Origin of the sequence: Treponema sp. UBA785 (assembly GCF_002297065.1) — a bacterium.
GTDB lineage: Bacteria > Spirochaetota > Spirochaetia > Treponematales > Treponemataceae > Treponema_D.
In genome coordinates, this window is the sequence record NZ_DBJD01000082.1 from 1,251 (window position 1) to 13,863 (window position 12,613).

10 protein-coding genes are annotated in these 12,613 nt (G+C 40.9%); all 10 read left to right on the forward strand.

Translation table 11 applies throughout. From position 1 onward, the window contains the following. Positions 1-150 precede the first annotated feature (150 nt). The 10 genes from prfB (at position 151) to B2X33_RS07010 (ending at position 12,565) form a co-directional block, all read left to right on the forward strand. Positions 151-1,285, forward strand: a protein-coding gene (prfB, locus tag B2X33_RS06965; protein WP_296668607.1) for a peptide chain release factor 2 whose coding sequence is annotated in 2 segments (ribosomal slippage) — positions 151-219 and positions 221-1,285 — 1,134 coding nt in all. Because the reading frame shifts where the segments join, the coding sequence is not laid out codon by codon here. Positions 1,286-1,312: 27 nt separating this feature from the next. Beyond that, complete coding sequence (locus tag B2X33_RS06970; protein WP_296668608.1) at positions 1,313-2,920, forward strand: DUF8525 domain-containing protein; 1,608 nt, start codon at positions 1,313-1,315, stop codon at positions 2,918-2,920. A 31-nt stretch (positions 2,921-2,951) separates the two neighbouring features. Continuing rightward, a complete protein-coding gene (gene ftsY / locus B2X33_RS06975) occupies positions 2,952-3,821 on the forward strand; it encodes a signal recognition particle-docking protein FtsY (RefSeq protein WP_296668611.1) in 870 nt (289 codons plus the stop codon). Positions 3,822-3,899: 78 nt separating this feature from the next. Then, positions 3,900-5,003 carry a hypothetical protein gene (locus B2X33_RS06980; RefSeq protein WP_296668613.1) on the forward strand — a complete coding sequence of 368 codons (1,104 nt, stop codon included), beginning with the start codon at positions 3,900-3,902 and terminating at the stop codon, positions 5,001-5,003. Continuing rightward, positions 4,987-6,303 (forward strand): ABC transporter permease, encoded by a 1,317-nt coding sequence (locus B2X33_RS06985; RefSeq protein WP_296022585.1) that lies wholly within the window; start codon positions 4,987-4,989, stop codon positions 6,301-6,303. The genes B2X33_RS06980 and B2X33_RS06985 overlap by 17 nt, the downstream gene beginning before the upstream one ends. Next, complete coding sequence (locus B2X33_RS06990) at positions 6,296-6,976, forward strand: ABC transporter ATP-binding protein (protein WP_296668617.1); 681 nt, start codon at positions 6,296-6,298, stop codon at positions 6,974-6,976. Before B2X33_RS06985 ends, B2X33_RS06990 begins: the two co-directional genes overlap by 8 nt. Positions 6,977-7,001: 25 nt before the next feature. Then, a complete protein-coding gene (locus tag B2X33_RS06995) occupies positions 7,002-8,315 on the forward strand; it encodes an ABC transporter permease (protein WP_296668619.1) in 1,314 nt (437 codons plus the stop codon). 53 nt (positions 8,316-8,368) lie between these two features. Further along, positions 8,369-8,872 (forward strand): UvrB/UvrC motif-containing protein, encoded by a 504-nt coding sequence (locus tag B2X33_RS07000; protein ID WP_296022588.1) that lies wholly within the window; start codon positions 8,369-8,371, stop codon positions 8,870-8,872. Beyond that, complete coding sequence (locus B2X33_RS07005; RefSeq protein WP_296668622.1) at positions 8,865-9,989, forward strand: hypothetical protein; 1,125 nt, start codon at positions 8,865-8,867, stop codon at positions 9,987-9,989. The genes B2X33_RS07000 and B2X33_RS07005 overlap by 8 nt, the downstream gene beginning before the upstream one ends. Next, the gene (locus B2X33_RS07010) at positions 9,989-12,565 is read left to right on the forward strand and encodes an ATP-dependent Clp protease ATP-binding subunit (protein ID WP_414717812.1); all 2,577 of its coding nucleotides are present in this window, start codon (positions 9,989-9,991) and stop codon (positions 12,563-12,565) included. Before B2X33_RS07005 ends, B2X33_RS07010 begins: the two co-directional genes overlap by 1 nt. Positions 12,566-12,613 lie beyond the last annotated feature (48 nt).

Below are 12,613 nucleotides of genomic sequence, written 5' to 3' on the forward strand. Positions count from 1 at the left end.
ACGTTTTTTGAATTGAATTTGGATTCATCATTGAAGCCAGTTTGACAAGAAAAAGCCTTTTGTTTATTCTTTAAAAGTTAAATTTTCTATTAAGTTATGTATTTTGGGCAGTTTTGTCTGGAAAAAATTGAACTGCTTTTGGAGATTAAAATGCTTGAAGAATTAAAGGAACCTATAGACAAGCTTAAAAATGACATTGACAGTGTCTGGGGGCGTCTTTGACCACGCTGCGATCGATAAAAAAATAAAAGACACCGAAGCCATGACCGCCGCTCCTGGTTTTTGGAACGATACCGAAAACGCGCAGCGCACCATGAACGAGCTAAAATACTTAAAAGGCCGTGTCGAGCCTTGGCGTGAGCTTATTGCACAGGCAGAAGAGCTTGAGACTCTTTACGACCTTGGAATTGAAGAAAAAGATCAGAGTGTCGAAGAAGAATTAAAGCCTCTTCTTGAATCTGCCCAGAAAAAATTTGAGGAGCTTTCGATTTTAAACCTTCTTTCCGGCGAAGTAGACAAAAACGGCTGCTTCTTGACTATTCACTCAGGAGCGGGCGGAACAGAAGCCTGCGACTGGGCTTATATGCTTAGCCGGATGTATATTCGGTGGGCGGAACGCAACGGTTTTAAAATGGAAACTGTCGATCTTCAGGAAGATGAAGGCGGAATAAAATCGACTACAATTCAGATTACCGGCGACTACGTTTATGGAAAATTAAAAGGCGAAGCTGGTGTACACCGTCTTATCCGCATTTCTCCGTTTGATGCAAACGCAAGAAGGCACACTTCGTTCAGCTCAGTTTTTATTTTCCCGATTCTCGATGATACGATTAAGGTTGATATTCGTCCGGAAGATTTGCGCGTTGACACATACCGCTCCGGAGGAAAAGGCGGCCAGCACGTAAACAAAACAGATTCTGCAGTCCGCTTCACGCACATTCCAACAGGTATTGTCGTAACATGCGATTCTGAACGCTCTCAGCTTATGAACCGCGCAACGGCAATGAGCATTTTGAAGGCAAAACTCTATCAATATTACAAAGAGCAGAAAGAAAAAGAAAATGCCAAATTCGGCGCAGAAAAAAAAGACATTTCCTGGGGAAATCAGATCCGTACTTATGTTTTCCAGCCGTACACAATGGTAAAAGATCACCGCACAAAATACGAATGTGGAAATATTCAGTCTGTAATGGACGGTGATATTGACCAGTTTATCGACGCGTTTTTGCAGGCTCAATGGAAAGGTCTTCCGGCTGGCACTGACGATTCTGACGAAAATATGTAGGAACTGCGCTTTTTTCAGGTTCATGCCGTGGATTTTGCCGTGGATAAGCTCATAAAGTTTTTTAAAAATTCAGTTTTTATTCTCGTTTTTTGCTGCCCGTTTTTTGCTTTTGCGGATGATTGGGTTTTGGCAGGGCAGAAGTTCACCTTTTCTCAAAAAGGAGTTGAAAATTCTTCGAATGCAAAGATTGCTTCGGTCTTGCCGCAGCTGATTCTTGAGCAGATTGCTGAAAATTCAATCCGCTCCGTTTCTTCCCAGGAACAGCTTGACCGCGAGCTTTACGCTCTTCAGACGGAACGGCTTTCCCTTTTTTTGCAGCTCTCAAAAGAAAACAAAACCCGCGATTCTCTGGTTCTTGCAAAGACAACCCCGCGGGAATTAAAAAAAGCGATTCGGGAAGAAGAAGAAAAAATTTCAGAGATTGAAAAGAAAATTGACGAAAATCTTTCGGCCGTGCAAAAAACAAAAGAAAAATATTCACGCCAGATTGCATTGGAAAATGGTGAAATTTTTGATGAAAAAAAGCGCGATGACAATTTTTTCGGAAAGCTTCCTTTTGCTTTTATGAAAAAAAAGGACGGCGAGGCTAAAAAAATAAATGAAACTGTTGTTCTTTATAAAAATGATCCGTCTTCGCTTTTCTCTCCTTCGGAAAAAGCCATGGAATTTGGAGAAAAAAGCTTTTCCTTTAACAGCGAAATTTCTGCCGCAAAAATCAATGCGCTTCTTACTGGAAAAATCGCGCTTTACGGTGAATATGTTTCTGTTTCGGTAAAACTTTATTTTTTTCCTGGAGCAGATTCTTCTTCAGAAATTACTGAAGTTGGAAATGCAAACGACCTTGTTTTGATTTCTCAGAACATTGCGCGAAATTTAATGCCGGAAATTGCAAATTCAGTTCCTGTAAAAATAAAAATTGAAATTGAACCTGAACAGGCTGCAAAGAGCGGAATTGTCAGCGTTGACGGAGTAATTGTTCCTTCAAAGGAGGAGGTTATTGTAAACGCTGGAGTTCATTCAATTACTGTTTCCGCAAACGGTTTTGAAAAGCAGACCGTAAATTACGCTTTTGCCGGCGAAGATTTTTTTACTGTAAAAACGACTTTAAGGCCTCTTGCAATGGGAAATCTTGAGCTTTGCCTAAAAAAAATGGCAAAAGGCGTTTTTTACTTTAACGCGCTCGATTCTTCTCCTGTCGATGAAGAGAACCGTTTTGCCTCATCGACTGTGAACGGACGCCCGGTTTTGGGAATTTTTGAAAATTCGGAGGGAGAAAGCGCATTCATCTATATTTCAGAAAAACTCGCTCAGGACGGAAATACTCTTTCTGTAAACGCAAAACCTTATGACAGGGAAAAGCATATCGACCGGCAAAGGCGGCGGATGTACACGGCGTATTCGGTCTTAATCTGTTCTTTAGTTCCAACTTTTTTTACGGTCGGAAATTTTACGGCGGTGAATAATTCTTATGCAGCCGGCCGGGCGAATTTTGACGAAGTAGAAAAATGGCAGAAATATTCGTACTATTCTATCGGAGTTTCGTGCACGGCAGGCGCATGGTTTGCTTTTGAAATGGTTCGCTATCTTTTTGCGGCGAATGAAGTTCTTCCTGCGCGCGCAGTTCAAAAAAAGTAAAAATTATTTATAATTATATTGGAGTCGAAAAATGTCAAAAATTACGTTTGCGCAAAAATTAAAAGGGCTTTTTTCCAAGGGCAAAATTGATGAGGATTTTTTTGAGGAGCTTACGGATTTGCTTGTCGAGGGCGATATTGGCGCAAAACTCGCATTTGAGCTTACTGGCAGTCTGGAAAAATTTTGCCGCCAAAATAAAATTTATGAGCAGAATGCCATTTTGGACGAGCTTGAAAGAATGCTTTGCGGTTTTGTAAACCGCGCCGATTTTGAAATTGACGACTCAAAAACCAGCATTTTTATGCTTTTGGGCGTAAACGGAGTTGGAAAAACAACGACAGCCGCGAAACTTGCAGGCTTTCTAAAAAATAACGGCAAAAAAGTGATTTTAGCCGCCGCAGATACTTTCCGCGCCGCCGCAGAAGAGCAGCTGGAAATGCACGGCCAAAAACTTGGAATTCGGGTTGTTTCGCATCAGCACGGAAGCGATCCCTCTGCCGTTGTCTTTGACGCGGCTCAAGCAGCACGGTCTAGCGGAGGAGCCGTTGTGCTTGCGGATACGGCCGGACGCCTTCACAACAAAGAAAATCTTGTCCGGGAATTGCAGAAAATCGACAGAATCGCATGCCAGAAAGCCGACGAAGGCTGCTGCAAAAAGATTCTCGTAATTGACGGAACCACAGGGCAAAATGCCGTTCGCCAGGCTGAAGTATTCAATGACGCTGTCGGGGTTGATGCTGTCATAATCACAAAATACGATTCAACTGCAAAAGGCGGAATGATTTTTGCAATCGGAAAAGAGCTTAATATTCCTGTCTGGTTTGTCTGCACAGGAGAAAAATATTCCGATATTCATCCTTTTGAAAAAAAATCTTATATCAAGGAATTTCTCGGCCGCTAAATGAAGTATTTTTTTGCCGTCATATTGAACTTTTATTTGATCTTTTCTCATTTTCCTCTGTCCGCTGAGCAAGATTTTTTGCCTGCGCAAAACGAAAAGACAGAAAATTCCGGTTTTGACAAAAAAGATGCGCAAAAAAAACAGGACGAACTTGAGTTAAACGAGGAATTTAGAACTTTCCTTTTTGAAATTGCAAAAAACGTTATTTTGCAGCAGGCTGACGGCGAAATTTTTGAGATTTCAAGGCAGTCCGTTCAGTTTTTGCTTCTTCCGGTCTGGAAAAATTCAACTTTTTCTTATCTTTACGAAGTCTTTTTTCCAGAAAAGGCCGGCGAAATAAGTTCTCAGGCAATAAAAAAATTTGAAGATGAAGAGGAAGCCGGAGACGGCGCTTCGGAAAATTTTGATTTGCTTTCGGTTCTTGACGGAAAAAGCGGCGGCGAGAAAAAAAATGCCGAAACTGAAGCTGTTTTAAACCGCCTTCATGACGGAAAATTGAGAAAAGCATCTTATGGAAACGAAAAAACAAGCATTTTTGAAAAAGATGGATTTACAGTTCTTCTGAATGCCGATGAAAAAACTGCGGTCAGGCGCACTTTTGATTCAAATTTTCATCTTGTAAAAAAAGAAACTTTCAGTTCGCCGCAAAACTTTGAAAAATTCTCAGCTGATTCCGAGACAAATTATTTTTATTCTGACGACGGAAAGCTTCTTAAAACCGAAGCCGAAAATTTTTCAAAAAAGACAAGGGTTTTAAAAACCTATAGGGATGACGGAAAAATAGAGGTCGAAACAAAAATTCACCTTGAAGAAGAAAATCCAGAAACAAAAAGCGTTTGCGTAAAAGACAGCGATAAAAAATGGGAATATGACGAAAAAGGCCGGATTAAAAAAATTATTTTAACTGAATATTTTCCTTCGAAAAACAAAAAAACAGAAAAAAAAGAGCATATTACACGTTTTGAATATGTTTTTGAGCAGACTCCGGACACTTATTTTTACGAAGACGGAAAACTGCGGATTCAGACGGTTTACGAGAATTCAACTGATTTTACAAAAACTTTTTTCTTTGACGGAGGTTTTTCTGTCGTGGAAAAATACATAACCGGAGAAAAAATTTCTGAAACAACTTACCTTGACGGCAGAGCGCTGCGGAGATTAAAAAATGAAAATAAAAAATAAAGCCGCTAATTTTTTCAATTCTTTAAGGTGGGTATTGTTTGTTTCGAGAAGATTCAGCCTTGTTGACAGAAAGGGAAGCTCAAAAGTCAATTCGGTACTTGCTTCTCTTGGAATTTGCTTCGGTGTGATGACCTTAATCACCGTAATTTCTGTCATGAACGGCTTTCAGATGAGTTTTATCGATTCAATTATGGAAATCAGCTCTTACCATATCCGTGTTAAAAACATTGATGAAAATTCTTCTGTGGATTTTATGATGGACTGTCAGAAATCTCCAGAAATTCGTTCAGTTTCTGCTTTTATGGAAGCGCAATCTCTTATGACCGGAAAAAACGGAAATCAGTCGGCGGCCCTTATCCGCGCAGTTCCTTCAAATTTGCCGGAAATTGATACGGGTTTTAAGAAAGAGGCAAAAATGTGGAGCGGAAAATTTGACTTGTCGGAAAGCGGCTCTATTGTGCTTGGCTCTGAGCTCGCCAGAAGGCTTGGCGTTCGCCCAGGAAATACAGTTGAGCTTTTTGCGCTTTCTGGCGGAAGCGATGTAAGCCTTATTTCTTCCGAGCGGGTTTTTACCGTAAAAGGGATTTTTCGTTGCGGCTATGCAGACATAAACGCTTCTTATGCTTTCGTAAACATTGAAGACGGAATTAAATATTTTGGAAAAGATTCTGAGCTTTTATACGGAATTAAACTTTTTAATACCAGCCTTGATTCAAAAATTTCCAGTCAGATTGAAGAAAAATTTGCCGGAGCAAAATGCGAATCCTGGAAAGAATTTAACCGCTCGTTCTTTGGAACTCTAAAAATCGAAAAAAATATGATTTTTCTTCTTGTCCTGATAATTTTTGTTGTCGTTGCAGTTAATATTTTCAACGGAATGAGACGCCGCGTCTTTGAAAGGCGGGAGGAAATTTCAGTTTTAATGGCATTTGGCGGTCAAAAAAATACAATTCAGGCAATTTTTATCATGCAGGGATTTTTGACAGGCTTAAAGGGAGCGGTTCCCGGACTTGTGCTCGGGCTTCTTCTGAGCGTAAAAATGTCCGGGATCTTTATTATTATGTCTAAAATCGTATACTGCATTCAGCTGTTTTTTCTCAATCTTTTTTCGCCGGAAAACGCCATTTTTTTGAGGGAAAATCCTATGTACATGATTTATGCGAATATTCCTCCGAGAATTTTTGCAGGCGAGGTCTTTTTTATTACGCTTTTTGGCATTTTTTCGGCGCTTTTTGCAAGCGCAAAGGCAAGCCGTGAAGTTCTTAATCTTACAGTTTCTGAGGTGATGAGAGATGAATAATTTTGCTGTTGAAATAAACGGACTTGAAAAAACTTATAAAACAGAAAGCGAGAGCCTTACGATTTTAAAAAATCTTGACCTTCGGATAGAAGAAGGCTCTAAAGTCGTTATAATCGGGGAAAGCGGAAGCGGAAAAAGCACATTTCTCAATATTGTCGGCGGCCTGGACAAAGCGACTTCTGGAAGCGTAAAGGTCGGCCCTTACGAAATTACTTCTCTTGATGAAAAACGCATTTCCGAATACCGCTCAGCTTATCTCGGCCTGATTTTTCAGTTCCATTATCTTTTAAAAGATTTTACAGCTCTCGAAAACGTATTTTTGCCGGCTTACATGGCAGGAATGAAAAAAAATGTTGCTGTAGAAAAGGCAAAATCGCTGCTTGCGGACGTCGGCCTTTTGGAAAGGGCTTCCCATCTTCCTTCCCAGCTTTCCGGCGGCGAGAGACAGAGAGTTGCAGTTGCGCGTGCCCTTATAAACGATCCAAAGCTAATACTTGCCGACGAGCCTACAGGAAACCTTGATCCTGCAAATGCCGTTATGATTGGAGAACTGCTTTTTTCAATGGCGGAAAAATATAAAAAGACACTGGTCCTTGTAACTCATGACATGGCACTGGCTTCAAAGGGCGACAAAATTTATTCAATAAAGGACGGAATGCTCAATGAAAAGTAGCGCGTCCATCTTATATGCTTACAGAATGCTTTTTCCTAGAACCGGCAAAAAGTCAAATGCCCGCAGAAGCCTTACAGGAGCGTTTTTATGCATTGCAATAAGCCTTGTTCCTCTTGTCATGATTCTGACAGTTTCCAACGGAATGATAAAGGGAATGACCAGCAGGATGATCGGCCTTTCAAGCTCCCATTTAAGCGTTATTCTTCATCCTGACATTGAAGAATCCCAGTCGCCTCAAAACCTTATCAAACTGTCTGAAAAAATGAACAAAATTGACGGAGTGACAAATGTCTTTCCAGAAATTCAGTCAATTGGACTTGCCGCCGGAAAAAAAATCCGGACAGGAGCTGCAATCCGCGCAGTCGAAAATGATATTTTTTCAAAAAACACCGCCTTTTCTGCGCTTTTTGAAATTGTAGAGAGTGTTTCTGGAATAAAAAAAGCGCCGGATATTCGCCTTGAAGAAGGGAAAAATGCCGTAATCGGAAAAAAAATTGCCGAAAGCCTTGATTTGCACGCAGGGGATGAGTTCAGGCTTATTACGACGAGAATTCTCCCTTCCAATAAAATTGTTCCGAAAATCACGAAATTCAGAATTTCAGCAATAGTTTCGAGCGGCTATCAGGAACTTGACGCGCTGTGGGTTTTTATTCCTCTGAATACAGGTTTTTCGATTCTTCCGCTTCGCTCAAGCCAGACGATGATTGGAATTGAAACTAAAGATGCTTTTTCTATTGAGCTTGATAAAATTTCTTCAAAAATTGAAAATCTTGCTCCTGCTTTTACGCGCGTTTACAGATGGGATGAGATAAATGCTTCTCAATACGAAAATTTTTCATCAACCCAGATTATGCTTCTTTTTATCATGCTTTTGATTGTCCTTGTTGCTTCGGTAAATATTTCAAGCGCGCTTGTCATGCTCGTGATGGAACGGAAAAAGGAAATTGCGATTCTAAAAAGTCTTGGCGCTTCTCCTTCTGGCATAACCTTTTCTTTTTTAATCACAGGCATGTCGACGGGTTTTATGGGAATTCTTGCAGGAATTCCTGCAGGGCTCCTATGCGCAGTAAATTTTGATTTGATTCTTGGCTGGATTGAAAATATCCTTACTTTTGTAAAAAAAGCGGCTTTTCTTGTTTCGGGGCACGATGTTTCGGCTGTTTCGCGTCTTCACATCCTTGATCCTGCGTTCTATCTCCAAAATATTCCGCTTTCAATTCCCTTAGTCCAGATTACAATAATTGCCTGCGGAACTCTTGTTCTTTCGCTTTTTGCAAGCGCAATTCCTGCAATAAAAGCAGGCCAGGAAAAACCGATTGAAAGTCTAAAGAAAATATAGGCAATTCCTTTTTTTTTATTTTTGAATTATACTTAGGCTTTGGTGTATTTTTAATGATTTGTGATTTTTGTAAAAAGCAGGATGCCGTAGTTTTTATAGAATTGAACGGTGACGGAGGAAAAAAGCACATAAACCTTTGCCGTGAATGTGCCGCAAAATCCGGAATTACAGGCGATCCAAAATCCATAACTTCGATATTCAAGGAACTGACCAGCATTTCCAGGCAGATTTCGGAAGCAGACAAAAAAGCCTGTCCTGTCTGCGGCACTAAGCTTGCCTTGATCAAGTCGTCAAAAAAAGCCGGCTGCCCTGAATGTTATTCAATTTTTAAAAATGAAATCAGGGAGCTTCTAGGAAAAGAGGGCATAAAAGGTTCTTATTCAGGAAGAATGCCAAAAAGGCTTGCTACTTTCCGTTCCGTTTTAACTGACAGAATTGCGCTTCAGGGAAAACTTGAAGAATCTCTCAAAAACGAGGATTACGAAAAAGCAGCTGTCTACCGCGATTATTTAAGGGCTCTGGAAAAATCCCCGGTAAATGGAAACGACGATGAGTGAGAAAAATATTTCTGAGAATGTTTCTGGTTGCGGAGAGTGGTATTCGATTCCAGGACTTTTGTCCGACGTTGTCTGTTCAACAAGAGTCCGTTTGGCAAGAAATCTGGCTGATTTTCCTTTTCCCGGTCATTTTAAGTCTGACGATTCGGTTCGTGTCCAGACTTTGATTTTTGACGCGTTTTTAAAAAGCGAAAAATCGGATTCGTATCAGGCGCTTGCCGTTGCAGGAATTGATCCTTTGAACGCAGGACTTTTGATTGAAAGGGGGCTTATTCAGCCTTCGACCTTGAATTCTCCGGGCGGCGGTCTTGTAATGCGCATAAACGGAAAAAAAGCAAATTCCGGTCTTGTCTGCACGATTAACGATGAAGACCATGTCCGCATAAGCTGCTTTTGTTCGGGGCTTGACTGCGATACAGCTTTTAAAAATTGCCTGGAAGTTGATGAGCTTTTGCAAAAAAGCCTTCAGTTTGCGGCTAGCTACGATTTTGGCTACCTTACGGCAAATATAAAGGATTGCGGAAGCGGAATGAAACTTTCTGCGCGTGTCCATCTGCCGGCAATGGCATTTTTGGGCGAAATAGGCCCGTTTTTTGAGTCAATTGTTTCCAAGGGCGTTATTGCAGGCCCTGCTTTTTCTTCTTTTGTAAAGGCAGGAGCAGGAATTGGAAATTTTTATCAGTTAAGTTCAAATCAAGCTGGAACTGGAAGCGAACTTGAGCAGCTTATAAATTTTACCGCTGTTTTAAAGCAAACTGTCGAACTTGAGCGAAAATGCCGCGAATCAATAATAAAAAAACGGGCTACGGAAATAACCGACAGAATCGTAAAGGGATTTTCCGTTGCAAAGTTTTCGCTTTTGATTGATTTGAGAGAGGCCCTGATGATTATTTCCGACATAAAGCTTGGAAAAGACATCGGACTGTTAAAAGGAGTTGATGATATTTCCTTAACTCCGCTTATATATCGCGTGCAGGAATCGCATTTAAAGACTGTGCTCAAGAGCGGAAATTTTAACTTTCCGCCTGATATTTCTGACAATACAGAAAAACAGACAGAACGGCTTCGAGCCCTGGTTATTCAGGATACATTTGAAAAATTGGAATTGATAAAATGATGAATATGAAAAGAATTTCTCCACGACTTCAAAAAGTTTTTATTGCAGCCCAGGAAGAAGGCAGAAAATGCGGCTCAAGCGAACTTATGCCTGAACATATTCTTCTTGCGCTTTTAAAGTCCGCCGACGGACTTGGATATATAATGCTTCAGGATTTGAGGATAAACGTCTTAACATTGCAATTGGCGGTTGAGCAGGCGGTTGTTCCTCGTCCAGGCGCCGCAAGTCTTTCAGAGCTTCCGCCTTCGCGCAGGCTCCGTACTGTCATGGACATTGCCGCCCTCGAATCAAATTCGCTTAGAAATGATTATATTGGAACAGAGCATTTTATGATTGCGTCATCTCGCGAAGAAAACAGCGTTGCCAGCAATTTTTTTGCACGCGCTGAACTTAACATAAACGATATTCGCGAAGCGGCAAGGGTTGTCCAGTTTCATTTTCATTCAAGCGCACAAATGAACGGAGACACTCTGGGAAGCACATTGCAGCGTCTTGTAGATGATGCAAAAAAAGAAACAATTTCCCAGTTTGCTTTCGGTTCTGCCCAGAACGCTCAAAAACGCGGTCAAAAAAACGGTTCTTTTCTTGCAGAATTTGCACGGGATTTAACGCAGCTGTCGCGGGAAAATAAACTTGATCCTGTTGTTGGAAGAAAAAAAGAAGTTGAAAGGCTTGTTCAGATTTTAAGCCGCCGCACAAAAAACAATCCTGTCCTTGTAGGAGAGCCTGGAGTCGGAAAAACTGCTGTTATCGAAGGTCTTGCTGCAAAAATTGCAAAAGGAGAAGTTCCTTTCAATCTCATAAAAAAGCGGCTTTTGGCTTTGGATATGGTCGCTGTAGTTGCTGGAACTAAATTCCGCGGTGATTTTGAGGAAAGAATGAAAAGAATCATGAAAGAAATAAAAGAGGATGGAAATATCATTCTTTTTATCGACGAGCTTCATTCAATAATCGGCGCTGGCGGTTCTGAAGGAGGAATGGACGCTTCGAATATTTTAAAACCGGCATTGAGCCGCGGCGAAATTCAAATTGTCGGCGCAACTACGACAAAAGAATACCGCAAATACTTTGAAAAAGATTCAGCCCTCGAGCGCAGGTTTCAGATTGTAAAAGTTGATGAGCCTTCTGTATCTGATACGATTGAAATTCTGAACGGATTAAAGCAAAAATACGAAGATTTTCATGGCGTTGTTTATGACGATGGCGTAATTCCTGCAATTGTAAAATTTTCCGAGCGTTATATTCCTGAAAGATTTTTGCCGGACAAGGCGATTGATATTCTTGATGAAGCCGGAAGCGCAAAAAAAATTTCAGGAGAAAGCAGGCCTGTAGAACTTGCTGAGCTTGAAAAGGCGATTGATGAATTGTCTACCGAAAAAAAAGAACTTGTCGCAAAACAAAATTACGAAAAGGCAGCGGAAGTCCGTGATAAAGTAAAGAATTTAAGGCTTAAACTAGAAGAATTTTCAGAGCTCTGGCAGAGCAACTCCTGCGGTCTAAAAAAACACGTTGCTGTTGACGACATTTGCAAAATAATTGCTTCGATAACAGGAATTCCTCTTGAGCAGCTAGACTCAAACGAAGCCGGCCGTCTTTTAAAAATGGAGGATCATCTTCACAAAAATGTAATCGGACAGGACGAAGCGATAAAAGTCTTAAGTTCTGCAATCCGCAGAAGCAGGGCAGGCGTAAGTTCTCCAGACAGGCCTTTGGGTTCATTCATTTTTCTTGGACCTACAGGCGTCGGAAAAACTCAGCTCGCAAAATCTTTGGCAGAATTTCTGTTCGGCTCAAAAGACGCGCTTATCAGAATCGATATGTCGGACTATATGGAAAAGCACAATGCAAGCCGTTTAGTTGGAGCGCCTCCAGGATATGCCGGCTTTGACGAAGGCGGAATTTTAACGGAAAAGGTTCGGCGTCAACCGTACAGCGTTGTTCTTCTCGACGAAATTGAAAAAGCTCATCCGGATATTTTTAACCTTCTGCTGCAGCTTCTCGAAGAAGGAGAGCTGAGCGACAATCTTGGACACACGGTAAATTTCAGAAACACGGTTATTATTATGACCGGAAACGCAGGCGCTAGACAGATAAATTCTGAGCACAGGCTTGGATTTAATTCATCTCCAGACGGAATTTTGCCATATAACGAGATTAAGGCGAACGCCCTTGAAGAATTAAAACGAATTATGCGCCCTGAGCTTCTGAATCGTGTTGACGATGTTGTTGTTTTTGATGCGCTGAACAAAGAGCAAATTTCGAAAATTCTCGATCTTCAGATTGAGGAGCTTGAAACCCGGCTTTCTGACAAAAATTTGACGCTTACGATAAAGCCAAAGGCCAGAAACTACCTTGTAGAACACGGCTACGATGCAAACCTCGGAGCACGTCCAATGCGCCGTCTTATCCAAAGCGAAATTGAAGAGCAGCTTTCGATACTCATTTTGGAAGGAAAGGCTACAGAAAACAAGAAAATAACTGTGGATTTTTCAAAAGATAAGCTTATTGTAAAAATTGAAAACCCGCAGAAAAAACTAGAAATAAAAAAAATAAAACAAAAAGTAGAAGCACAATAATTTTTGTGCAGAATAAAAAAAAAGGAATGTAAGATAAAAACAGCCGAA